The 25,628-nt window shown below is 46.4% G+C and carries 20 protein-coding genes and 1 tRNA gene; 16 read left to right on the top strand and 5 right to left on the bottom strand.

The features are described from left to right. Positions 1–18: 18 nt before the first annotated feature. Both NATSA_RS09815 and galE read right to left on the bottom strand, forming a co-directional pair. Positions 19–684 (bottom strand): protein-L-isoaspartate(D-aspartate) O-methyltransferase, encoded by a 666-nt coding sequence (locus tag NATSA_RS09815; protein ID WP_419539875.1) that lies wholly within the window; start codon positions 682–684, stop codon positions 19–21. A 261-nt stretch (positions 685–945) separates the two neighbouring features. Next, positions 946–1,929, bottom strand: a complete 984-nt coding sequence (gene galE / locus NATSA_RS09820) for a UDP-glucose 4-epimerase GalE (protein WP_210512140.1) — start codon at positions 1,927–1,929, stop codon at positions 946–948. A gap of 205 nt (positions 1,930–2,134) precedes the next feature. Between galE and NATSA_RS09825 the strand changes: the two genes are divergently transcribed. Both NATSA_RS09825 and NATSA_RS09830 read left to right on the top strand, forming a co-directional pair. Further along, positions 2,135–3,400 (top strand): DUF368 domain-containing protein, encoded by a 1,266-nt coding sequence (locus NATSA_RS09825; RefSeq protein WP_246481781.1) that lies wholly within the window; start codon positions 2,135–2,137, stop codon positions 3,398–3,400. 96 nt (positions 3,401–3,496) lie between these two features. Further along, positions 3,497–4,480, top strand: a complete 984-nt coding sequence (locus NATSA_RS09830; RefSeq protein WP_210512142.1) for a universal stress protein — start codon at positions 3,497–3,499, stop codon at positions 4,478–4,480. Positions 4,481–4,588: 108 nt separating this feature from the next. Here the strand turns inward: NATSA_RS09830 and NATSA_RS09835 are convergent, their stop codons facing one another. Continuing rightward, complete coding sequence (locus NATSA_RS09835) at positions 4,589–5,383, bottom strand: outer membrane lipoprotein-sorting protein (protein WP_210512144.1); 795 nt, start codon at positions 5,381–5,383, stop codon at positions 4,589–4,591. A gap of 248 nt (positions 5,384–5,631) precedes the next feature. Between NATSA_RS09835 and NATSA_RS09840 the strand changes: the two genes are divergently transcribed. The 11 genes from NATSA_RS09840 (at position 5,632) to NATSA_RS09885 (ending at position 19,941) form a co-directional block, all read left to right on the top strand. Continuing rightward, positions 5,632–5,705 (top strand) — tRNA-Ile (locus NATSA_RS09840). 203 nt (positions 5,706–5,908) lie between these two features. Then, positions 5,909–7,039 carry a tyrosine-type recombinase/integrase gene (locus tag NATSA_RS09845; RefSeq protein ID WP_210512146.1) on the top strand — a complete coding sequence of 377 codons (1,131 nt, stop codon included), beginning with the start codon at positions 5,909–5,911 and terminating at the stop codon, positions 7,037–7,039. A gap of 389 nt (positions 7,040–7,428) precedes the next feature. Beyond that, positions 7,429–8,418 carry a hypothetical protein gene (locus NATSA_RS09850; RefSeq protein WP_210512148.1) on the top strand — a complete coding sequence of 330 codons (990 nt, stop codon included), beginning with the start codon at positions 7,429–7,431 and terminating at the stop codon, positions 8,416–8,418. A gap of 80 nt (positions 8,419–8,498) precedes the next feature. Next, the gene (locus NATSA_RS09855; RefSeq protein WP_210512150.1) at positions 8,499–9,326 is read left to right on the top strand and encodes a hypothetical protein; all 828 of its coding nucleotides are present in this window, start codon (positions 8,499–8,501) and stop codon (positions 9,324–9,326) included. An 86-nt stretch (positions 9,327–9,412) separates the two neighbouring features. Then, the gene (locus NATSA_RS09860; protein WP_210512152.1) at positions 9,413–10,477 is read left to right on the top strand and encodes a PD-(D/E)XK nuclease family protein; all 1,065 of its coding nucleotides are present in this window, start codon (positions 9,413–9,415) and stop codon (positions 10,475–10,477) included. A gap of 297 nt (positions 10,478–10,774) precedes the next feature. Next, positions 10,775–10,900, top strand: coding sequence for a hypothetical protein (locus NATSA_RS15595; RefSeq protein WP_272491769.1), 126 nt, complete (start codon positions 10,775–10,777; stop codon positions 10,898–10,900). A gap of 74 nt (positions 10,901–10,974) precedes the next feature. Next, complete coding sequence (locus tag NATSA_RS09865; RefSeq protein WP_210512154.1) at positions 10,975–11,913, top strand: DUF4268 domain-containing protein; 939 nt, start codon at positions 10,975–10,977, stop codon at positions 11,911–11,913. 24 nt (positions 11,914–11,937) lie between these two features. Next, positions 11,938–12,666 carry a hypothetical protein gene (locus tag NATSA_RS09870; RefSeq protein WP_210512156.1) on the top strand — a complete coding sequence of 243 codons (729 nt, stop codon included), beginning with the start codon at positions 11,938–11,940 and terminating at the stop codon, positions 12,664–12,666. After that, positions 12,663–13,208 (top strand): BREX protein BrxB domain-containing protein, encoded by a 546-nt coding sequence (locus NATSA_RS09875; RefSeq protein ID WP_210512158.1) that lies wholly within the window; start codon positions 12,663–12,665, stop codon positions 13,206–13,208. The genes NATSA_RS09870 and NATSA_RS09875 overlap by 4 nt, the downstream gene beginning before the upstream one ends. An 11-nt stretch (positions 13,209–13,219) precedes the next feature. After that, complete coding sequence (gene brxC / locus NATSA_RS09880) at positions 13,220–16,645, top strand: BREX system P-loop protein BrxC (RefSeq protein ID WP_210512160.1); 3,426 nt, start codon at positions 13,220–13,222, stop codon at positions 16,643–16,645. A 2-nt stretch (positions 16,646–16,647) separates the two neighbouring features. Further along, complete coding sequence (locus tag NATSA_RS09885) at positions 16,648–19,941, top strand: Eco57I restriction-modification methylase domain-containing protein (RefSeq protein ID WP_210512162.1); 3,294 nt, start codon at positions 16,648–16,650, stop codon at positions 19,939–19,941. Positions 19,942–20,091: 150 nt separating this feature from the next. On the opposite strand, the gene NATSA_RS09890 is transcribed toward NATSA_RS09885, so the two are convergent. Next, the gene (locus tag NATSA_RS09890; protein ID WP_210512164.1) at positions 20,092–21,114 is read right to left on the bottom strand and encodes a nucleotidyl transferase AbiEii/AbiGii toxin family protein; all 1,023 of its coding nucleotides are present in this window, start codon (positions 21,112–21,114) and stop codon (positions 20,092–20,094) included. 9 nt (positions 21,115–21,123) lie between these two features. Continuing rightward, positions 21,124–21,714, bottom strand: coding sequence for a DUF6088 family protein (locus tag NATSA_RS09895; protein WP_210512165.1), 591 nt, complete (start codon positions 21,712–21,714; stop codon positions 21,124–21,126). A gap of 446 nt (positions 21,715–22,160) precedes the next feature. Here NATSA_RS09895 and NATSA_RS09900 point away from each other — a divergent pair, with 446 nt between their 5' ends. The 3 genes from NATSA_RS09900 to pglZ all read left to right on the top strand — a co-directional run bounded on the left by NATSA_RS09900 (position 22,161) and on the right by pglZ (position 25,611). Further along, positions 22,161–22,601, top strand: coding sequence for an excisionase family DNA-binding protein (locus tag NATSA_RS09900; protein WP_210512167.1), 441 nt, complete (start codon positions 22,161–22,163; stop codon positions 22,599–22,601). Then, positions 22,598–23,149 carry a hypothetical protein gene (locus NATSA_RS09905; protein ID WP_210512169.1) on the top strand — a complete coding sequence of 184 codons (552 nt, stop codon included), beginning with the start codon at positions 22,598–22,600 and terminating at the stop codon, positions 23,147–23,149. Before NATSA_RS09900 ends, NATSA_RS09905 begins: the two co-directional genes overlap by 4 nt. Positions 23,150–23,301: 152 nt before the next feature. After that, positions 23,302–25,611 (top strand): BREX-1 system phosphatase PglZ type B, encoded by a 2,310-nt coding sequence (gene pglZ / locus NATSA_RS09910; protein ID WP_210512171.1) that lies wholly within the window; start codon positions 23,302–23,304, stop codon positions 25,609–25,611. Positions 25,612–25,628: the final 17 nt, after the last annotated feature.

The following is a 25,628-nucleotide window of genomic DNA, read 5'->3' on the forward strand; positions in this document are numbered from 1 at the left end:
TCGGGTGTTGCGCTTTTTCTAAAGATTCCAGCCTTGTTTGCCTATGAGCGGAACAAATTTGAAAATGGAAAACTTTTCTTCTTCGAAATGACCGTCAGCATGCCGTGTGATGCGGTACATGGCCTGTTTTTCTTCATCGCCGACGGGCACAACCAGCCGCCCGCAGGTATCCAGCTGACTTTTCAGCGATTCCGGGATGACGGGAGCGCCGGCTGTGACAACGATGCTCATATATGGTGCGTATGCCGACCAGCCCATCGTGCCGTCACCGCATTTGAGATTCGGCCTGTAGCCAAGTTCTTCGAGAATCTCCCTTGACCGGTTGTAAAGCATCTGATGGCGTTCAACGCTGTAAACTTTCGCTCCGAGTTCACACAGGATGGCCGCCTGGTAACCCGATCCCGTACCGATTTCAAGTACCTTGTCGCCTTCGCTGACCTCCATAAGTTCGGTCTGCTTGGCTACGGTAAACGGCTGGGAAATGGTCTGACCCATTTCGATGGGAAGTGCTGTGTCTTCATAGGCGCGATGTGCAAGTGCCGAATCCACAAATTTGTGCCGGGCTACATTTTCGAAAGCCGCCAGGACACGCTTGTCGCGGATACCTTTCGATTCCAGCTCCTCCACCAGAGCCATCCTTCGTTTTTTAAATACCCGTTCATTCGGTTTCAGTGGATTCTGCATCATCTAAACAGCAGTTTTAAAATGTAAAGTGACTGAAATTTCTCTTTCCCGCAACGTTATACAGCTATGCCGCAATGCGTGCCGTACATGCGGCACCGGCTTCACCGGGCCATAATCCCGATGAGCTGTACTTACCGCATATGTAATATAGGCACTTCCTGAAGTGCAGCCCAAATTTACCTTGCCGGAAGAGAGTCATAATTTGTGTGAAGCCGCGATGTGCGGCATCTGCGGCTGCGTCTGTTTCATCTGCGGCATTGTCTATTTATAGATGTGCCACATACTTTCGACAATCTGGCTCACATCCGAGTGCCGGGCCTTCCAGCCGATGGTTTCCAGGGCGCGGGTGGATGCAGCCACCAGCTCGGCCGGATCGCCGGGGCGCCGGTCCGTGATTTTGTAAGGAACTGTCCGCCCGCTGACCTTTTCTGCCTCTTTTATGACTTCCAGAACGGTATATCCCTTTCCGGTCGCCAGGTTCAGGCACAGATCCTCGTCTTTTTCTTTGAGATATTCCATGGAACGCACATGGGCAGTGGCCAGATCATTGACATGAATATAATCGCGGATGCAGGTGCCGTCACGCGTGGGATAATCATTGCCGAATACCTGCATGCTTTTACGCTGACCGGAAGCAGCCTCCATTACGATGGGCAGAAGATTGGCCGGATTCTGTTCCTTGCCTGTAATGCGGCCCTGCGTGTCGTAACCCGCGGCATTGAAATAGCGCAGCGCGGCATAGCGAAGTCCTCTCAGGCGGCTGTACCAGCTCAGTGTCTGCTCAATAACCAGTTTGGTGTATCCGTAATAATTGATGGGATTCTGCGGGTGGTTCTCATCAATCGGAAGATATTCAGGCTCTCCGTACGTAGCTGCAGAAGAAGAGAATACAAAATTCTTAACATTGTGGCGGACCATCATGTTAAGCAGCTCCATCGTGGCCACGAGATTTGAACTGGTATAAATCTCCGGATCGGTCATCGATTCGCCGGCAGCCTTGAGCGCAGCAAAGTGAAACACGGAGTCAAAAGGCGAGCCGTCGCTGCCGCCATTTCCTGCGAGGATGCGGGAGAGCAGCGTCAGGTCCTGCACATCACCTTCCACCAGTTCGGCCCGGGCATCCACATTTTCACGAAGACCGGTTGAGAAGTTGTCAAGTATGGTAACCTGATGTCCGGCATCGTTAAGTTCATAGACGGCGTGCGAGCCAATGTAACCGGCTCCGCCGATGACAAGAATATTCATGTGCAGTAAGGTTTTGTGGAAAAAATCCGGCAATGAGTTGGTTGCGCCAAAAATAGAAAAGTTTGTCACCAAATACCTGCCGGAAAGAAAAACGGCCGGTTATTTTATTTCGGTATCGTTTTCATCGTATATTTGAGCGCAATTAATAACGCACCATATCAGACCAGAGTTGGATTCAGGGCATACCCCGCTTCAAAGTTGTCTTATGCATTTTCCAGGAAAGAGTGACGAACACAAAAAGAGTCAGAACCAGCAACCGGACGAGGAGTCTCCGGCATCATCCGGTTCGGCAAACAAAGATGAGCGCGATCAGCATGATCTGGTCATACCCGAAAATGACCTTACCCAGCCCCGGGAAATGCCGTTTCTCTATCTGAAAGGATTCGCCATGGGATCGGCTGATGTGGTTCCGGGTGTCAGCGGCGGCACGATGTCGCTCATCCTCGGAATCTACACACGACTCATATTTGCTATCAAAAGCGTGGATTTGAAGGCCGTCGGCCAGCTGTTTACGCTGCAATGGGCTGAATTATTTGAGCGGGTGCACTGGAAGTTCCTGATTTCCGTCTTCCTGGGCGGCGTCTCCGCCGTCTTCTTTTTCACAACTATCGTGGCCCTGCCGGTACTCATGCATACCCGTCCGGAAGTTATTTACGGACTCTTTTTCGGTTTGATATCCGGATCCATTCTGCTGCTGCTGAAGGCGATCGGTGATGTGGGATGGAAAGAGCTGCTCATTGTGTTTGCCGGTGTGGGCATCGGGTTCCGCATCGTCACCCTGGTTCCCACCGATACCCCGGAAACCAGCCTTTTTGTGTTTCTGAGCGGGTCACTCTCTATCACGGCCATGGTGCTGCCGGGAATATCAGGCTCTTTTATTCTTCTCATACTCCGGAAATATGAATATATCCTGAGTCACATAGCACTGCTGCCCACCGACCGCTTTCTTGAGGCGCTTTCGGTGTTGTTTCCTTTCGGGCTGGGGATGGTCGTGGGACTGGTACTGTTCGTCCGGCTTCTGTCATGGCTGCTTAAGCGATTCCATATCCTCACACTTTGCCTGCTGGTCGGATTTATGGCCGGTTCCCTTTACGTGATCTGGCCTTTCCAGGAAAGAGATTACAGGGAAATTGTTGAATCGCGCGTGCTTCCGGCAGATGATCCGCTTGTGCAGGAACTGAAGGAGGATGAGCCATCCAGAAGACGACCGGAATACTCGGAACTCGGCCATGTGATCAATCCCGATGCGCCTGACGATGAGCAAAAAATCGAAGTCAGAAATGTGCGCAGGGTGCTGGTTTCCAGCAGTCCGTACTGGCCTGACTGGCTTGATCCGGGCGAAGATCCCCGGCTTTCCGTAGGCGGATGGTCACTCTATGGCAGTGTCGGGACGATGCTGGTCGGGTTTTTGCTTGTGGGATATCTCGGACGTGTGATGAATAAAAAAGGACTTGTCGGAAAAGGGCCCTGACCGGTGCATTAAACTATTCCCAACTCTCCGGGGAAATGCTATATTGCTTCAGAGATAATGCAATGATCACAACCTGATACAGAGACGAGGTATGCTATGAAAAAACTCAACCGGATACTTGTTCCGACCGATTTTTCGGAGGGATCGCGCAAAGCATATGCCTATGCTGAGTCGCTGCTTAAAGTGTTTGGCGGTACGGTGGATATGGTAAATGTCGTGCCCACCATCAAATATCTTCACGAAAGCATGAAAAAAGTCGGGTACCCGTTTTCGCTGGATCAGGATGTTTATCCCCAGATTCTTGAGCAGACCGAAGAGAAAATTCAGGCTGAGCTGGATAAACACATTACCGAAGAGCACCGCGGCAAGGCTGTCGTCAAGATCGGCCGGAAGGCATACGAAATCATCCTGGAGCACGCCCATAAGCAAAAATACGACCTGATTGTCATGGGTGCACAGGGAACTCATGCAGATCACATCATACGCGGACATGTAACCGAAAAGGTGATTCGGTTCAGCCGGATACCTGTTCTGTCAGTATCCGGAACCGTGCTTCCCCAAAGTACGGAAAACATTGTTGTGCCGACCGATTTCTCCGATCTGTCCCTGCGCGCAATCCTTCCGGCAGCCATAATGGCGGGAAGGCTGAAGTCTGAAATTACATTGCTGAATGTGAAGGAGCTTCACGGATCGGAACCCGATGAAAACGATGATCCCGATGAGCAAATATTGCGCAAATTCCGGAACAAGTCTTTCAAGAAAGTAGAGGCTTTCTTTGCCGGGAAACCCAAAGCCCGAATTGAGCTGGAGAGGAGGGATGATGACAATTTCTTTCTGCAGCTTCAGCGGGGTGATGACAATTACCGGATCCCGATGAAATTTGAGCAGGTGAGGGGCATATCGGCACACTATGAAATTGTGGATTATGCCGAAGAGAATGCGGATATGATCGTGATCGCCACGCATGGCCGCAGCGGGTTGTCACATATGTTTATGGGCTCGACCGCCGAGAAAGTGGTACAGTGGGCCAAAATTCCGGTGCTGACGACCAGGCCGAAAGAGATGATCAAAAAGAAGTAATACGGATCAGCGGAGCGGCCGCAGCACACAGGTGACCAGTGGAGCAGAAATTGCCTTTCGGGTCAGAAATTGCTTTTAGGGGTAGTTCCGTTCTGACCCGGGCTGTTTTCACCTGGGAATGCCGCGGCGAAGCTGGCGTTCAGTGAACAGATCTGCGGATATCGGCTCATCGAACGTGCGGTCTTCCCAGCGCAGCTCGGTTTTGCGGTCATTTTCGAGATCATGCATAACCATGTAATCCGCACGCCAGATATCATCCCGGATGTTCTGATACTCCCCGACTTCCAGCCGCTTGATTTTGTTCCCGTCATGATCAATATATTCGGCCTTCATCAGCAGGTAATCATCCGGATCTATGTGATAGAAGATATGGTCGTACTGGCTGTCATGCTGTGGCATCGCCTTCAGCAGAATGCGCTCACTGTCCCGGTCGACCTCCTCAAAATCGTAATTGTCGGGATTCTGCTGTCCAAGGTCCTCATAGGTAAAATCACTTCCCATGAACCGGTCGCCGCGCTCGGATGATCCGATCGTCTGTACACGACCGACCGCGGGCAGATAGACCTGCTGGTGTTCGTCACCATTGGAGGTGATATTCAGCAGTCCCGTATCCCTCACATCGGCCGGTGATTCAAAAAAGGTCAGCTGTTTAGATTCATCATCTCTGTTGATACTCCAGGTCCGCAATTCGCGGGTCCGGGTGCTCCCACGGGAGCTGTGGATGATCATCGTCATGCGGGACGATTCGTACTCGATGGTGGTACGCCGGCGGTCGAGTTCCTCGAACACATCCCGGGCATTGTCATCAGATGGAGGAGTGTGAGGCGATGCGTCCGCAGTCCCGGTCCCGGGTGCTGAAAGGGTCAAAAGCAGGGAGAATGCAAGAGAAAAAATGAATGTCATAAGTTGGAGCGATTAGAAAATTGCGAAGAAAGCGGAACGGCATCGGTGATTGTGGCCGGCTGAATACCGGAGCTGTACCTGTGGATCGAAAATCAGAACATCAATATGGCCGTTTACCATTCCGCCGTAAGCGTGTGCGGTGATAAACATGCGATATTACATTGAATAAGGTTTCAGAATACTATATATTTCAAAGCTGTGTCAGATATAGAAAAATACATCAATGCAGGCCGTCAGTATTCGTTACCGGGCCCGTAGCTCAGTTGGTTAGAGCAGTCGACTCATAATCGATTGGTCGGGGGTTCAAATCCCTCCGGGCCCACTCCTTTCAAAACCTCGTTTTTCTTCGGAAATTCGGGGTTTTTTTATGTCCTGAAGCGATTTTGCGGCAGTTTTGCCTGGCTTTTCGCAAATGGCAAAAATGCCGTTTTGGTAATATTTTTTACCGAAAAAGTCGTTTGGTGGTGACATTTGTGGTGACATTTTGCTACTATGTTACCACACGCTAATTCAAGAACCTCGAGTATGGCATCCACATTCAAGCGCAAAGACGGCATCTATTCCATCACCTTCACTCGTACGGTTGATGGCAAAAAGGAGAATAAACGCTTTTCACTGGGTACGAAAGTCAAAAAAAAAGCCGAAAGGCTGTCCGTGGACTACGCGCGGCGATATGAAGATGGAGAAATTGATCCCTTCGGCGGATGGAGCCCCAAAAAGGATATTAGTCTCAAGCAAGCATCGGCCCTGAACTTTTCTTTAGATGCAATGGCCGAGAAGTTTGTGAGTGAAAGGAGTCAGGCGAATGATGTAACATCGGGCAACTACCGGCGACATCTTAAAATGTTACAGGACCAGGTAGGAGATACTCTGCCTGTGACCATGATCACAGAGAAAGATATCCGGGATTTTTGCTTTAAAAGTGGAATCAAGCCAGCCACCCAGAAAAGCTATCTCCGTCATCTGAAGGTATTTTTCAAATGGCTGGCAGATAACGAGTATGTTGATGTCAATGTAACGGCGAAAATCAAACCGCCCCGGACCAAAACGAATATTTCTGAAAAGGTTATTAATGAAGAGCAGCTAAAGCTCATTTTTAAGGCGTACAGGGACAAGAAGAAAAGCCATAAAAAGAAAAAGCACGTGTCCAAAAAAGTGCAGCAGCGTCTGTGGTTTCGTCCTCTCTTTACGGTGGTTTTCTTTCAGGGTTTGCGCGCAAGAGAGATTGTCAATCTGCGATGGGAGTACATTAATTTAAAGAAAAAGTTCATGACCGTCGTCAATACCAAGACGAAAACAGACCGGACCATCCCCATTCGTGAAAAAGCACATCAGATTCTAAAGGCGTGGCACAAATTGAACGGGTATCCGGCAAGCGGACTGGTATTTCCAAGTCCAAAAAGTACCTTCACGGAGATCAAGATGAGTGAAGCACATGTATCCAAGGTTTTCAATGAATACAAAAAACTCGTACCCGGATTACCCAAGGATCTTTGTATGCACGGGGTCCGGCACTCATGCGGGACAGAACTTCATCGCCTTGGTATGGATATTATGGATATCGGAAAATTTCTGGGCAACAGCCTGGAAGTCACGAAGATCTATGTTCATACGAATGAGATTGACTTGCAGAAGAAGCTCAAGGATCTGGATTAAAAACGGATTGAGATAGGCTTGAAGCGATTTATAGTAAATTTACTAACCCGAGGTTAAATACTTTATTTGGATTGATTAAAAGCGTCAATTTCTAACTGAGCAGATATTCCAGTCCCAACTACGGCAGTGGTTATCCCGGACAAACTGCCCCCCCCTCATCAACGCGCCCGTTTCACCAGTCGGATGCCGGGAAATCCCACCAGGCCCGGATGGCTGGGCACAGGGGGAGTCAGAATGAGATTTATCCTTTTGCGACAATCCAAAACATCTGGACTCTTTGAGAATTTCTGATTACAATTGCCGGAGGAGTTATTTACTCTGGATTATGTGGGTTGTGTAATTCCATATGCGTGTTTTTACACGCTAATAATTAGCGTCATAGAGGGAAAATGAAATTTAGTAATGTTGTCAAAAAAATTTTGTCATCAAACTCCAATCCAATGTCACCGCAGGAGATCGGAAACCAAATAAAAATGGAGCATCCTGATTTCTACGGTACCCCTTCACACCATAGGAATGTTGAAAAGGGCCATTACAAAGATCTTGATTGTGCGCTACTGGCGCAAATTTACAGCCTTACTGGGACAAGTGAGGTTTTCCACTGCGACAAGAGTACCAAACCAATGCAAATTTCCCTATCTGACCTTGAAAAAACCGTGCTCAGATCCAGTAGGGGCTCTGAAATAGAACCTACCCAAAGAACTTCCTATAAGAAAAAATTCGAGTACCAGGATAAGATCAGAAATATACTTTCAAACGCTGATAATTATCATGATGTATATTACAAAGCTAAAACTTTTCGAGGTCCCAGCCTTTACTTCCATGAACGTGCTTTAGCAACCAGGCATGATCCAGCATCATTAACACACCTGGAATATGTCTACGCAACCCTTGCCACTTGGGGTATGCATAGAATGGGTAGTGGTGGATCTAAAATGTGCAGCTTTGAGGTTTTTTCGCAAAGTATACAGAGACTAATAGGTAGGGTTCTTGAGGCACAGACATTCGACTTTCGCGAAATGTCAGAAATCAAATGGGCCGTGTTAAAAGAAATATTTTGTGGTGTTAAAGTGATGGCAAGCGGGACTTCCCTTGTTGGCAATTCCAAAGTCATGCATCACATGTTACCAAATGTCATACCACCTATCGACCGTCAATATACTCTTGATTTTTTACGTGAAAATAAAAACATAAGGAATGATTTGGAGGCCGAATGGCTCACTATGAAGGAAATTATTTCACAGTTTTTTATTCCAGTTGCTTCCAATGCAACATTTTATTTAAAGGCAGAACAATGGGTGAAAACAAAAAAGGACTATCCTTGGGACACATCGATCTTAAAAGTGGTGGACAATCTCGTAATTGGTTCGAAAAAATGATTATACTAACAAGCGCCTGAACGCATATGGGCTAAAAACTGCGCGCGCTGGTCAGGCGCGCCATTAAACGAAATATACTTTTGAAAATCATTAGCTGGAACATAGCACAACGCACGGAAGCATGGTATTCCTTACTCGAATCTGATGCGGATCTTGCATTGCTACAAGAAGCTTCCCGCCCTCCATCTGATCTGCCGAAAGAAATTGAATTTGATGATTCACCTTGGGAAACAGGAGGTAAAGGCATAAATAGGCCGTGGAGGGCAGTTGTGGTCAAACTAAGCAACCGGGTAAATATTGAGTGGTTAAAGTCGAAATCAGTTGAAGATGCTGCAAGTGGTGAGTTGGCCGTCAGCCGCCTTGGGAGTCTTGCAGTAGCGAAAGTTAATGCCTTGAATCCTGATCTTGATTTTTACGTGGCCTCTATATATTCCCCATGGGAAAGGCCTCTTGATGAAATTGGCAGCCGTCGGATCTACGCCGATGCATCGGCTCATCGAATACTTTCAGATTTATCGGTCTTGATTGGCAGACAAAAGAATCACAGAATAATAGCTGCAGGGGACTTGAATATCCTGAAAGGGTACGGAGAACATGGCAGTGCCTATTGGGCTGAGCGGTATAATTCAGTTTTTGAGCGAGCCAATGCCATAGGTTTGGAGTATATCGGTCCTATGGCGCCAAATGGCCGACAAGCCACTCCCTGGCCTAAAGAGCTACCCCTTACCAGCAAGAATGTTCCAACTTATTATAATAGCAAACAGAATCCTTTAACGGCAACAAGGCAACTGGACTTCGTTTTTGCTTCCAAGTCCATCAGTGATAAAGTAAAGGTGGTGGCACGTAATGATCCGGATACTTGGGGGCCAAGTGATCATTGTCGCCTGGAAATAGAAGTACAATTATAATTACTGTTGTAAGACTTCAATGTACTTTTGTTGATAATTTCTGGTAAGAGCCCCAATCTGTGTCATTCAGACTTAATTATTTTTGCATGAAAGCCCTCTTCAAAACACTATTTGATCTGGTAACCAGGGAAAGCAGCCAGCCTTTGGAGGATTATCTGACTGAAATATTTGCCCATGTTTTATCTGACAATCAAGAGCTTCTCAAGGTGTTTCTCGCAAAAATAAAAATTAATCGCTTTGATACTGAGGAGCTTAGCATATCTACACAACATGAGTTGACAGCACTGGAAGATCACGATAGCAACAGTCGTCCTGATATAGCCATTTTTGGGGATGATTTAGCCGTTTTTATTGAAAACAAAGTACACTCTGCTGAAGGTAAAGAACAGTTAAAAAGGTATGCCGAGCACCTGGAGTCTTTAAATAAAAAGCATAAAAAGCTTGTCTATATAACGAAAAACTATGACCCCAAAGAGGTTAACGAGCTGTTTGAAAACTGCAACACACTCTCTAAAACCGACTTTATTCACCTAAGATGGTTTGAGATTGCGGAACTTTTAAAAAACTTTCCAGATGATCTTATTACATATGAACTCCTTAAATTCATGAAAACAAACAAGCTTACCATGAATAATCAATTCACACCCCTCGACCTTATTACATTAAGCAACTTTTCTAATGTCAGTGACATAATGGACGAAGTGCTGTTTGGTGAAATTTCGTCAAGATTTGAAAAGGTCAACGGAAATGTGACCCAAAAGTCAACACGTCTGACTCAGTTAAAAGAACATGACAGATATATATACTATTCGGGTCACAAAGATAAAATTAGCGTGCTCTTGGGTTTTTGGTTGAATTCAAAAAAGGAGGAAGAATATCCTGAGCTCGGAATTGAAATCGAAATTAATCCCAACGCAAGCAGAGTTGAGCACTGGGAAGAGGTTTTTAAAGAGATAGAGAAAAACTATCTCAACTGGAAAACCTCTAATTTGAATAGTCCCAAACAGTGGAGCAGGGTGGTTAAAAAATCAAGCTTGCAGACAATACTTTCGACTGAGAATCATGTTTTGGAAAGCAAGAAGTTTTTGAACGAATGTATTGATGATTTGGACAGTATTATTAAAACTTACCGTTTGCGCGAAGAAGCTTAATAGCCCAGGTGGGGAATGATCGTGAACCATGACATATTAATTATTAATGCACATTTAAAGATTCTCTTTCTCCTTCAATTCCTTCCAATAACATCTGAATATAAACGCCTCGTTGTTCCTCTCTGAAGAAGATATTCCGTTTGTTGTATTGGTTAATGGTATGTCAGCCCTCTCAGTGTTTCACATCGACTTAGGGAGTCATGAAAAGCCTTCTTGTAACTTTGCCTCAAATAGTGCAAATTCACCCCTAATTGATGTTCTATTAAGGATCAATCATTCAATATTCTAAAGAAATCCATGTCCACAAATATTGCGCAGCTCGAGAAGCGCATCAGGGAATGCGCCGATAACCTGCGGTGCAATTTCAATCTCAGTTCATACGAATACTCTTCAACGGTACTTGGACTTATTTTCCTGCGGTAGACATGGAATCGTTTTAATCCATAATACGATCCCCTGAACTTATTTGATTCGAAAATAACTAACACTTTTTGTATATGAAGCTTGGTAAATTTGAAAAGCTCGACCTCAGAGCATACTGGAAGAAGGAGGATTCCGATTTTACTCCATGGTTAGCAAAAGAGGAAAACATCCTTCTGCTTGGTGAAACTATTGGCATCGATTTGGAGGTCAAGAAACAAGAGGACAATGTTGGACCTTATCGGGCTGATATTACCTGCATCGATACCACCAACAACCATCTTGTCCTCATCGAGAATCAACTTGAGAAGACCGATCACATCCACCTTGGGCAACTCATAACATATGCTTCAGGACTTGACGCTGTGACCATTATCTGGATTGCCCAACGCTTTACTGAAGAACATCGCGCTGCTTTGGATTGGCTAAACCGAATAACTGAGGATTCAATCAATTTCTTTGGCATTGAAATTGAATTGTATCGCATCAATGATTCTCTACCGGCACCTATGTTCAATATGATTTCTAAGCCTAATAACTGGGCTAAGTCCCTTAGGAAATCCGTCTCTTCCGAGAATCTTTCTGAAACAAAACTATTACAGCAAGAATATTGGCAGGGACTAATCACCTTTTTAGAGGACAACAAAAGTTTTGTAAAACTGCACAGTGCTCAACCCCAGCATTGGATCAATGCTGCAATCGGACGTAGCAATTTCTTTCTGTCAGCAAGTGTAAACTCAAAAGAACATTCTATAAGTATTGCACTGAACATTACCAGTGATGACGCAGAGCAAAATTATGAGAGACTCTACGAATTGGGTTATGAGAAGTCTTTGAAAAACATCAGCCCTGACTTGCTGTGGGATAAAATGGAAGGACGCAAAATGAGCTGTGTGCTTTTCAAAACTTCCGGTAATTTCACAATAAGGAATGACTGGCCGAACCAACATGCCTGGTTCAAAGATAATCTGGAGAAGTTTACAAAGTTTTTCAGGCCGCTCGTAAAGAAAGTTTAGTTCCCTATTCGGTATCATCAAGAAATGAAAAAGAAAGAAAAGAAATACATACAGACCATTCATACCTCCCGAACCATCATGTTTGATGAGCTGAAAGCGCTCATCAGCCACGGTGCCTTTGAAGAAGAAGAAATTATTGCACTGAATGTGTTCAACAAGCAAAGCGGCTCCGGAATCAGGAAAACGCTAAACTTTCTTTCCAAGCTGTATGACTTCAGGGATGACAACCAGCTTTGGAGAATCTTCCTATTCATGTGGAAAATGTCAAATGAAGCAGACCAACGCGTGTTATCCTTGTTATATGCCGTTTATAAGGATGATCTGCTTCGAGCATCTATACCGGTTGTTCTCAACACCCCAAAAGGGAAAAAAATACAGGTCGAAAAGCTTCAAGATAAATTATATGACCAGTTTCCTGATCGATACACTCCCAAAACCATGCTCTCTGCTGCACAGAATGTTGCCTCCTCCTGGAAGAAAGCGGCATATATCGAGGGCAAGGTTCGCAACATCCGCATTCCCATACAACCCGGCTACCCGGTTGTTCTGTTTGCCCTTTTTCTTGGTGAACGAGATGGCCTTGTTGGGAAAGATTTGTTGAGCACGACCTGGATAAAAGTATTGGATCAGCCGTTGTCCCGAATCAAAGAACTGCTGGCCTCTGCCGCCCTTAATGATCTTATCGAATACCAGGAAGCCGGCGGCATCATCATCATCCGACTTCAGAAACTTCATAACAAAATTACTTCATGATTTCTAAAACTGATGTACTGATCAACAACTATGAGAAGGTGGTAAGTGAGCCATGGAATCAGAATTTATCCGGCCAAGAAAAGGTTTGGTTCCTGGTATACGACCCTTCGGAACATCGCAAGGTCATGTTCCGGTTAGGTGATTTTGAACAAGTTACTCGAAAGTATCATCGAAACTGGCTGCATGTAAGCCTGGCCGATGCTTTTCCTGTCTGGATGGCAGAGCATGAATACCGTGATGAATACTTCAAAAGCCCGACAGAAATTCAGGATCAAGTAGAAACCGGGTTCAGAGATTTTGTAGTTGAGCGTATCAAAAATACTATTGAAAATGCAACCGAATTAAGTAATACAGTATTGGCTATCTCAGATGTAAATGCACTTTTTGGGTTTATCAAGTTATCGGATGTACTAAACGACCTGTATCAGTTTAACAAGGGCAGAATGTTGATCTTTTTCCCAGGTGAATATCATAATAATCATTATCGACTTATGGATGCGCGAGATGGATGGAGTTACCTCGCACGGCCAATAACAGCGTAACATCAAGAACCATGAAAAATAAAGACCTTTTCGTTCTCAATCCCGAAGAGAACAATTTGATCAATGACGGCGTTGCTCAACTCAATACTTCCTCAAAGGACAAGGATGGACAACAGATCATACGTCATGAAATCAGAACGTTCGTCTGCGAAGGCGAATACGAAAGTGGATTACGGCGTATACTGCAAACCTATCTTCGTCATTTTGACCAGCCCAAGCAGCCAGCCGCATGGGTGAGCGGGTTCTTTGGCAGCGGTAAATCCCACCTGGTGAAAATGCTCTCCTTTTTCTGGGAGAATTTCAGCTTCGATGACGGGACTACGGCCAGGGAACTCAAGCCCTTGCCGAACGATCTTCAGGAGCAGTTCGTGGAACTCTCACGGCTTCAGAAACAGCATGGAAGCATTGTGATGCGAGGTCTTCTTTCGGAGTATCCTGCGAAACAGGTCCACTACTCGTTCCTGCAACTCATGCTTTCCAACTTGCAGCTGCCCAGTAAGCTGCATCAGTTCCGGTTCTGGTACTGGTGCCGGGCCGAAGGAATCCTGGACGGTCTGATATCACATATTGAATCTGCCGGCAAGAAATTTGAGAATGAACTCAACAACCTCTACGTTTCCAAGCATATCCCGGCGGCCATCATGAAACTCATGCCCGATTATGCCGAAAGTGAGGCACAGGTCCGGGAGCAAATCGGCCGGAATTTCCCTCGTGTTGAAAATCTGAGCCGTGAGGAGTTCCTGTTTACGATCAAGAGCCAGATCCTTCCCATGTACAGCGAGAGCCTCCCCTGTATCCTGGTCACGCTGGATGAAGTGCAGCAGTTCATCGCATCTGATGAGGACAAGTCGCATCAAGTGCAACTTCTTGCCGAGGATTTGTGCGAAAATTTTTCAGGCCGTCTTCTTCTGGTTGGAACTGGTCAAAATGCTCTTACAGATACGCCCATTCTGCAAAAGCTGAATGAACGATTTACGGTTAAGGTGCCACTCTCTGACAAGGATGTCGAGACGGTGACACGCAAAACCGTACTGGAAAAGAAGTCCTCGGAGACGCCGAAAATAGAGAGTACTCTTAACAGCTCACTGGGCGAAGTTTCTCGTTTACTGGAGGGTTCAGATTTTGGATTTACAAATGAAGATAAAAAAACACTTGTTGCAGACTACCCTATACTCCCCTCCACCCGTAAATTCTGGAAACGAGTACTTCAAGCTATTGATGTAGCCGGCACATCCGGACAGCTTCGCAGCCAGCTGCGCATCGTGGATGAAAGCATCAAATCGGTGGCCGACCGCAATCTGGGAGAGGTTATCCCGGCTGATTTTATTTTCGAGCAAAAAAAACAACAGCTCATTCAAAATGCGCTCCTGCTGAATGAGCAAAGTAATATCATGGAAAGCCTTGCTGCCAGTGGCGGTGACGATGCCCTGAAGGCCCGTATTCTCGCCGTTGCTTTTTTAATCGATCTTTTACCACGTGATACGAACAGCTTTCAGCTAAAAGCAGACACCCGAACCATCGCTGATCTTTTAATCGACAGCATTAAAGAACCCTCGGACACCTTCCGAACCAAGATTGAAAACCTGATTGAGGATCTGGTACAAAAGGATAAGTATCTGATACCGTTGGATGATGAGTTTAAATTACAAACACGCGTGGGCGCCGAATGGGAAAAAGAGTTTACTACACAGGCCAGCAAGTTTCGCAATGACGAACAGCGTCTGTATGAAGTACGTATGACACGCATACGCTCTTTTCTGGAAGACAAGCTGCGCTCAGTTTACATGTTGCATGGTGATAGCAAACAACGCCGTGAACACATACTTCACACTGGCCAGGAAAAACCACGTATACAGTCCAGGTTGAACTTGTGGATTCGTGATGGATGGCTCGAAAACGAAGACGCCCTGCTTGAAGAAGTTCGCGCTGAAGGAACGGATCAGGCTATCGGCTATTTGTTCATTAAAAGGAGTCGCGATCACGAACTAATGCGGGAAATTGTTAAAATGCTGGCCGCGCAAGCGACACTTGCGGAAAAGGGTGTGCCTTCCACACCGGATGGGGAGCTGGCCCGCAAGAGCATGGAGACTCGCAAGAAAATGGCCGAACAGCAAGTGCTGTCGCTTACAGAAACTGTGTGTCAGGATATCCGTGTGTATCTGGCTGGCGGGGCTTTACAAGACGGCGGTGATTTAATTTCAAATATACGCCAGGCACTTACCTCCCTTGCCTCCAGGCAGTTTCCCGAGTTTCGAAAAGCTGATTATCCGGGTTGGGACAAAGCCTTGCGTAAAGCCGCTAACAACGATACACAAGCGCTGAGCGCCATCGGATATAAAAAGGATCCCAAAGAGCATCCAATGACTGCAGACCTGATGAAAGCCATCGGTTTTTCGGGTAAAGCGGGTAAGGAAATCCGGGAAACTTTCACAAACTCACCGTATGGCTGGAGTCAGGATGCGATTGATGCCATGCTTATCAGTCTCAAACTTGCTGGTAATTTGTCTACCAATGAGTCTAACCTGAATCAGCGCAGCATTGCCCAGGCGGTTTTCAAGGTGGAGGCGATGACACTGAGCGGCACCCAAAAAGTGCAGATCCGGAATCTTTTTTCCAAAGCCGGTGTGCATTGTAAGCCGGGTAATGAATTGAAATGCTCGGTGGATTATCTGCGTATGCTCGATAACCTTGCCCGAAACATTGCGGGCGAGCCACCAAGACCCGAGACGGTGGACAGTGAAATTATCACCGAACTGCTTAACCTGGAAGGAAACGAGCGTCTGTTGGCCATTCATGAACAGGCCGATACGCTGCAATCGCGCTACGAGCAATGGACCAGGGAGGCCGCTACCGTCCGGGACCGGCTGCCTTCATGGGAGTTACTGTTGCGGTTGAACCACTTTGCGGAGGACGCTCCGGAAATCAATGAGATACGCAGTGAAATCTCCGCCATCAAGGATCAGCGGATGTTGCTTTGGGAACCCGATCCCATACAGACACCGCTTTCAAAACTCGCAGATCACCTGCGCTCATCGCTGAATGAATACAAAAAACGATATAATCAAGTCTATAAGCAACAGATGGGAGAGCTGCAGCAGAACGAGTACTTCAGCAAACTTACCCCCGAGCAAAAACATCAAATTCTGTCCAAGCATAAACTGCTAAAAGAAGCTGAAATCACTGCTGAAACGGCGAAGGAATTGCTACGGGAGTTGAACCATGCCTCTCTTGATGCCTGGTCCGACAAGGTAGCCGCGCTGCCCAGCAAGTTTCAGCAGGCACTTGAGGAGGCCATCGAGCTGTCTGCTCCACAAGCTGAATCTTATTCGCTTCCCCGCCGCACCATTCGCAGCGAAGCCGATCTGGAGAAATACCTGGATGATGTTCGCGGATCTATCAAGGACCTGTTAACCGAGGGAGAAGTCATTCTGAAATAACTATGTCTACACTCAACAGCAATCAGCGTACAGCACTTGAAAACATCGTAAGCAAGGCGCGTCAATTAGCCGAAAGTGGTGCTAACAAAGCCCTTAAAACTCTGGCGGTAGATCAACCCGAACCCTACTCTCATATGAGTCCGGATATGCGGGAGTTGCGTCGCCGACTTCGAAACAAGGCGCGTCTTCTCGGCGACCGTAACACCAACGGTAGTCAGGAAATGGGCAAACTCAGCTACGAACTGGCCTATGAGTACTGGCACCGGATGCTCTTCGCACGTTTTTTGGAAGCCAATCATTTACTCATCCATCCGCAACATGAACTGGCGGTGACCCTGGATGAGTGCGCCGAATTTGCCGTTGAGGAGGGCTATGCGGACAAATGGGCGGCAGCGGCTCAGTATGCCTCCCGGATGCTTCCGGCTATCTTTCGTCCCGAAGATCCGCTCATGCAGGTGGAATTTGCCACCGAGGATCGACTGGCACTGGAGCGACTGCTGGAAAGCATCGATACCCCGCTCTTTCAGGCGGTGGACAGCCTGGGATGGGTGTATCAGTACTGGCAAAGCGAAGCAAAGGCGACGATCAATGCCAGCGGGGACAAGATCGATGGTGAGCGGCTGCCGGCGGTGACACAGCTATTCACTGAGCCCTACATGGTCCATTTTTTAATCGATAATTCGCTGGGGGCCTGGTGGGTCAGCCGGAATCCCGATACCCCGCCACCGGTTGCCTTCGAATATCTTCGTAAACGTGACGATGGCACTCCTGCGGCTGGTGATTTTGAGGGTTGGCCGGATAGTACCAGGGAAGTTACCGTAATGGATCCCTGCATGGGATCCGGACATTTTATGGTGGAGCTGTTTCTGGTGATGGCGCCGCTGCGAATGCATGAAGAGGGGTTGGACAAAGAAGAAGCAGCGCGACGAGTAATCGCCGAGAATCTGCACGGACTGGAGATCGATCCGCGCTGTACCCAAATTGCCGCATTCAATTTGGCGCTGACGGCCTGGAAATTCTGTGGACACTATCATGAATTGCCCGAGATGAATCTGGCATGCAGTGGGCTTGCTCCAAGAGGAAAAGCAGATCAATGGATCAAGCTGGTCGGCAAGGTACACCGCGACGACCAGGCGCGAATGGAAAACGGCATGCGGGCTCTGTACGATCACTTTCAGCTTGCGCCAGAATTGGGAAGTCTTTTAGATCCGTCAACTATAGAAGTGGATGCATTTACAGCCAGTTTCCAGGATTTACAACCTGTGTTGTATGATGCATTATCAAACGAAAATAACGAGGATGAGGTGGAACGTGGTGTTTTAGCTGCTGGAATTGCTAAAACAGGTCATTTGTTAACAACAAAATATGTTCTTCAAATAACTAATGTTCCGTACTTATCGGTTAGCAAACACAGCAAAGTACTACACGATTATGGTCTGCAGCATTTCCCAAAGTCAAGACATGATCTCGCAACAATTTTTATGGAAAAGCTGATTAAAACAAATATTAATGGTGGGTCTTCAGCTTTTGTCATACCACAGAATTGGACATTTCTGCCTCGATACAAAAAACTAAGAATCAATTTACTAAATAATTATAAATGGGATTTTTTGGGACGCTTAGGCACAAAAAGCTTTCAAACACAAATGTGGGATTTTAACGTCATGTTATTTTGTATAACATGCTTTACTACAATTAATAATGAATTTTTGGGACTTGATGTTTCTGATAAAAAAGATATTGAACATAAGTCGATGTCATTAATTAATAATGATCTATCTTTTTTAGGGCAAAAAACACAATTATCAAACCCTGATTCAAGAATAGTCATTGAAGATATACAAAAGACATCTAAACTTTCAGAGTACTCTGATTCAAGATATGGATTAAGAACAGCTGACAAAAATCGATTTACTAATTTCTTTTGGGAATCTCAAAATCTATCAGATTGGGAGTTTCATCAATCAACTGTATCCCAAACAAATCACTATTCTGGAAGACAAATTGTTCTTTTTTGGGAAAATGGCAAGGGTCAACTTAATAAGTTCGCTCAGTTAGGTTTAGCCAGTTTACAAGGTGGGGATGCATGGGGGAAGAAAGGCATTGTAGTTAGTCTTATAGGCAAACTTCCTGTTACATTATATTCAGGTAATTTTTTTGATAATAATTGTGCTGTTATATGGCCTTTAAGGGAAAAGCATTTAAAGGTCATTTGGTGCTATTGTTCATCCCATCAATTCAGTAAAGAGGTTAGAAAATTAGATCAAAAGTTAAATGTTACTAATGCAACACTAATAAAAGTTCCCTTCGACCTGGAGCACTGGCAAAAAGTCGCCGATGAAAAATATCCTAACGGGCTACCTCATCCATACAGCGACGATCCCACCCAATGGCTGTTTCATGGTCATCCCAAGTGTGCTGAAAACCCTCTCCAAGTAGCCCTTGCACGCATTTTGGGATATCGATGGCCGGCGGAATCCGACGATGAGATGGAACTGGATCAAAGGGCACGGGATCACATCGCCGAGATTCAGGTTTTTGATCATCTGTCCGACGATGATGGCATCATCTGCATCCCCCCGGTCAATGGAGAAAAGCCTGCGGCCGAGTCATTGCGTGATTACATACGCCAGGTGTGGGGTTCCGATTGGGACAACTACACCTTGACCAGCCTGCTGCGAAGCGAGGATTCAAAGAAATCCACCCTGGAGCAATGGCTGCGGGATGAGTTCTTCATCCGTCACTGCAAGGTGTTCAACAACCGTCCGTTCCTGTGGCACATCTGGGATGGACGCAAGGATGGCTTCGCGGCACTGGTCAATTACCACCAGCTAACCCGGGCTAACCTGAAGAAGCTGATATACACCTACCTGAATGACTGGATCAGGCAATGTGAGTTGAAGGTCCGTGACAACGAGAGCGGGGCAGAGGGAATGCTGATGGCTGCCAGGCAGCTCAAGGAGAAGTTGGAGCTGATCCTGGAAGGCGAACCCCCTTATGACATTTTTGTCCGCTGGAAGCCACTGCACGAACAGCCCATTGGATGGGAGCCGGATCTCAACGATGGGGTCCGACTGAATATCTATCCCTTCATGCAGGCCGGGGTGTTGCGCAAGAACCCGAATAATATTAAGTGGGGTAAAGATCGCGGTAAAAATCCGGAAGGGTCACACTGGGGTCCGGACCGATACAACCGCTATGAAGACCTGAACGATGCCTGGAAGATTCGGGATGAACAAGGCAGGGTGATTGAGCACCTGACCAATGAGGTGAAGCGGAAAGCAAGGAAAGATTGACATGATCAACTGTCAATGGTCTGATTTCCCCACAATAAACACACTCTCCGAATTTTATACTGCTTCTCTTGTAATGCATATATTTTGTGTTAACAGTATATTATAGGTTTTTTTCTAAGCAATCATGACTAACTATTATTGAAACTGATGTCATAGAGTCCAGGTTAGGCCATTTAACCTGGATTGGAAGTCTCGTAAATAGTCAATCAATTCACCGAATGCTGGTGAATCCGTATGGATCATGTTTTCTCTCATTTCTGAATAGTCTTTTTTCCATTCAGAGAGTGCATCTTCCGGAGGAATGAAATTGATATACTTTGGTTGGTGCTGAGAATAGTCAACACCAGATAATCGAACAAATCGTGATCTGTGATTTACAATGGTACGGTACAGTTCAGAGTCTTTAAGTGCGGCTTCACAATGAGATGTTTGAGATAGCCTGTAGATATCGTAAAGATGCCGGCTCAGTCGGTTTAGACGACGTTTTTCCATCGGCCGCTGGTGCTCTTCATGAAGGAGAAAAACCTTTTCCAATAATGTTCTCTCAGCATTGACAACAGGAATGCCAACAGCTTGGTCGGCAAAAAGCCTGTCAGAATGTTGTTCGCCGATGTATGAAATGATGGGTTTTATGGTAAAGGGCTCCTTTAATGAACGGCTACCTACCTCAAGTAATACACCAGGTTTCAAATAGGTATCTGTCTCCGTTAACTTTGGATAATATATTTCAATGACCAATGGGTCTTGATCTATATGCTGCACCTCTTCTATTCTCAAGCTTACGTCATGAAAACCGAAATCATCAAACGCTTGTTGTAATTCATGGATTAGTGTGCCGGAAATATAGTCATAGGAAGCTCTGCGCAATCGGCTGACTTTCTTTTTCCCCAGATCCCCGTCAAAACCCAAAAAGCTTCTGTCAAGCGCAAGGTCAATATCCTCAGAAAAACGCTCAATCACTTTCCACCCTTTACTCAAAGATGTCCCCCCTTTGAATACCATGTGTGAGGAGACGGGGAGTGAGAAAAGCAACCGCAAGGTATGTACTACCCACCAATCCTTTTCAACTGCAAAGACTGGTAACCCCATTCGCCGGGCAGTTTCGGTAAAAATTGCCACCCGTGTTTCCCTGGTAAGTTTGAACCATTCTTGCAAAAAAACCTTGTTATCCATTCTTTTTTGTTATTTGCTCAATAGCCTGCGGATCCAGTCAGGTGCCAGTTTCAGGTCATGTTCGAGATGCCATTCATTTTCGTCTTTCAAAAGGGTTCTGATTTTATGAATTTGCTCCGGGGTCACATTGTCTTTTCCAATAGTCCTGAGAGCCTGTATCGCCAGTTTGCTAATTGAACCTAATGCCGCCAGGTTTTTTGGCGCGGCTCTTTTAAATGTTATGACCTGGTTGCCAATGGTAACTTTGCGGGCTGAGCCGTCCGTATAAAATACGACATTAAGTGGAACCTGTGTCGTAAGCCCAAGTTTATACAATGCATAGCTTCCTGTTGAAACAATACGTGCCTTGTCTCTGCGAGCCAGAGCACTGGATATTTCTTCGATATCCGGATAGGTAACACCGATAACAGGATCAATCCTGGGTCTTGTATAGATACCTTTCGCAACCCGAACGAGTTCTCCGGATTGAACAAGGCGCTCCAGTGTCTTTGCAGCGGTTTTAGGTGTAGCTATGCCAGTGAAGCTGTCCGGGAAAAAGAGCGCGCCCCTTCTGGCTTTTTTTATTTTCCTAAGTATTTTATAATGAATGCTTTCTGTCATTTTAATGCAGATAATCTGTCGCAAATATATACAATAATTACGACAAATACACTATGTGGGCATGGAATGTCATTCTGCTCAATAAAGGATAATGATTCGCCTGATCCTGTTTTTCGCAGTGGCGAAGATAGAAGCTTTTTAGAGGTGGTTTTTTTATTTATCCGGCGTTTGAAGGTGAAGAAGTAAAAAGAAGATCGCCAAGCTCAAAAAGCTAAAATGTATTCAAATAATTGGTTCTCGCAAAACCGGTTATTGGAATGTCTTGGACGATTCAACGTTCGGAATAAAAATTTGGAATAAAATTGACGTTTTTTTGGGAATGTTATTTCTCAGGTGGACGGGGTGAAAGCAAAAATCAGCTGGTATAAAATTTTATTAGCGTTTATAGCGTTTATTTTGTACAATTGGTTATAACAGAGACAAAGCCACATTTTAAGGAGGATTTCATGACACATCGAATTGATTCCAATTCTGTCCTTCCATCAGAAATGGAAGCCCTTGAATCACTGATAAGCCGCGAAGGCCATCCTGCTCTGGTTGATGCCGAGGGCAACAAAACGGTGCTGCCGGAGGCTATCTACAAAACGTTGGTGCATATTGTGCAGCAAATGAAACGTGGCCATTCCATAGTCCTAATGCCTGAGAATGAAACATTGACAACACAAGCCGCTGCCAACTTCCTTGGCGTATCGCGGCAGCATTTGGTTGACTTGCTGGAAGGCAGGCAAATCCCGTTTCACAAAGTTGGTAGCCACAGGCGTATATATTACCGGGATCTTAAAGAGTATGCAGAACAAAGAGACCGGGCCCGGCGCAAAACACTTGATGATCTCTATGACAAGGTGAAAAAGGCCGGAAAATACGACTCAAGTTATACAGGGTCATGAATGCTGATTATAAAGTCTTGCTGGATTCATGCGTCTTGGCGAACTTCGCTGTTTGCAATCTGATTCTTCGATTGGCAGAGAAACCAAGGATGCTTTTGCCAAAATGGACGGAGGATATCCTTGGGGAAGTGCACCGCACTCATACAGAAAAGCTTGACTGGGATAAGGAGCTTGCAGATTCTTTTCAGGTTGCTGTCAAAGAAGCATTTCCTGAAGCAATGATCACTGGTTATCAGCCTCTTATATCTGCTATGACCAATCATGAAAAGGATCGCCATGTTCTGGCAGCCGCAGTAAGGGAGAAACTTGATATTATCATCACCTTTAATTTACGTGATTTCAAAAAGGAGCATCTTGAGAAGTGGAATATTAGTGCCATCCATCCACAAGACTATTTAATCACACTGTATGAGATGAATCCAGCCGGTGTCATGACCAGGCTAACCGACATATCATTGAGACAGCAGCAGGATATGGAGTCAACACTCATCGACTTGGGTAAATCGCTGCCAGTTTTTGCAAGTTATGTACTTAATCAAATAAGATAACAAATTAGAGTTGCTCAACCATGTGCATGTGGGTTCTTTTACTGATTCAAGAAGTTAAATTTCTTCACGGTAAAGCTGTTTGAATAGTATATTCTTCAAATATGCCAACATCACAAGGATGTTATTCACCGGAAACCCGACAAACCACCATCGTGAGCAAAAATCTTAAGCAGACATTAATAAACAGCATCCGGGAGGCATCCCGGTACGACACCGGCAACCTTACTGCGCCCGTCGTTGTGCTATGGCCCGATCCGGAAAAGCAGTGGTCCTCCGTCATAGCAATTCTTCAAGAGGACATGCCGGAACTGATGGTCCTGGGAGAGCATGAACCGGAAAAAAGAACAGGACCGGCCATATGGTTAAAGTGTATGGTGGCCAGCACTTTACCCGATGCCGACTGGGACGCATCCCTTGTGCCGGTCATTTACCTGCCGGGAATATCAAAGAACGATCTAAAGAAGCTTTCACAGGCCGATCCGGCCATCGCACCCCTGATGGAGTATCAATACACCGGCACGCTGTGGACCCACCGTAACGGCAAAGAATGGACCGTCAACGGATTCCTTCAAAACAAGGAGGAGGGACTGGGTCTTCGCATAGATCAGGACAATGCAACCCGGGATGCCGGTATCAAAGCCCTGCCTACCATGGTCCGTGATGAGGGTATCCAGTTTCCAAACATCGTCACTTCAAATTTCCTGTTTAGCCTGCTCTTTCATGATGTTGAAAAAAGCATCCTGGAGTGGATGTGCCAGGGGGATGACTGGCTGAACTCCCTTGATCCGGATAAAAGGGAAGTGTTTCGCAATATTTGCCGGAACGTATTCGATTTTACTCCAAATCCGAAGAACATTCGCTCCATCACTCTGCAACTTGGCCGCAAAGACGGTCCCTGGGCTAAAGTTTGGAACTACTTCGAACTGGCTCCGGATCGATTCCCGGAGATCCTCGGGTTGCTGGAACAGGCAAAGCCGGACGATATGGGCAGTGGTCTGTTTACCATTCCGGAGGATACCTGGCCGCAAATCAATGCCGATGCCGAGGAAGATCTTAGAAAGGCTATGGAGCGTGTAGCCAAAGGCGCACCGAATGAAGCTGCGGATATCATCCATCAGCTGGATGACGAGCATGGCAAGCGTCGCAGCCAGGTATGGGCAAGTATGGGAAAAGCAAACCTGGCACTTGCCCTGAAGCCCCTAAAGACGCTTTGCGAGAAGGTCGCGGATGCCTTTGACACCACTTCGCTGGATGCCATAACGGCCTATTACAGTGAATCCGGTTGGTCGGTCGACTACGCAGCCGTACAGGCCCTTGCGACTGCAAAAACAGAGAAGGAGAAGAACGCAGTTACTGCTGTTCTTAAAACCGTCTACACCCCTTGGCTCGAACGCCTGGCCTGCAAGTTTCAGGAACTAATAGGTGAGCAGCCTAAGACTTTAACCGCCCTTGAACTTCGCAATGAAGAAGCCGAGTGCATTTTGTTTGTGGATGCATTCCGGTATGACATTGCCAGGAAATGGGCTGAGCAGATGGAGCGAAAGAACTATCGGGTTAACCTTGATACGAGGTGGATACCGCTGCCGAGTCTCACACCTACATGTAAACCTTATGTATCACCGGTCGCGGAGCAAATATCCCGGCAAAGCACACCGAACGAGTTTCGACCGTGCACCAATGATGATAAAGATTTGACCTTCCATCATTTTGAGGCTGCGCTTGATAAAGCCGGATATTCATTCCCCAGGAACAGTTCGGAACTTGTCAGAGGTCAGAAGACCTGGATGGAAATCGGAAAGATCGACCAATTTGGCCATAACGAGCAATCCGGTTTGGTTCACCGGATTGAGGAACTGTTTGGTGTGCTTGAGGAGCGTATTGAAGATCTGTTTGCAGCCGGTTTTAAAAGTATACGCATTGTCACTGATCACGGCTGGTTGCTGGTTCCCGGTGGGATGCCGGCCGAGAAGTTGCCTAAAGATCATATCGAGACCCGCTGGGGCAGATGCGCTATACTCAAGGACGGCGTGCCATCAGAACTGCTTCATCTTCCGTGGTTCTGGAATCCATCCGCCATGATCGCGTACGCTCCGGGAATATCCTTTTTCAAGAAAAATAACGAGTATGGTCATGGCGGGGTTTCCCTGCAGGAATGCATGGTTCCTGTAATTACATTGGAATCGGACCAGGTATCATGGCAGCCGATCACCATGCAAGTGAGCTGGACCGGGCTGCGTTGCTCTGTTACCCTGCAAGGTGTGCAGACTGGCTATAAAGTGGAGATCCGTACACGACACACCGATGAATCTTCCAGGATCAGCACAACTAAGACGCTTTCTGGTGACGGCAAGTTTAGCCTGTTTGTTGAAGATGCAGATTATGAAAGTGCTGCTGCATTCGTGGTCGTAACCGATGCTAAGGGTGTGGTACTGGAAAAACAGCAAACCGTCGTGGGAGAATGATTTTGCTTGCCCTCGAA

It is taken from the genome of Natronogracilivirga saccharolytica, assembly GCF_017921895.1.
Lineage (GTDB): Bacteria > Bacteroidota > Rhodothermia > Balneolales > Natronogracilivirgulaceae > Natronogracilivirga > Natronogracilivirga saccharolytica.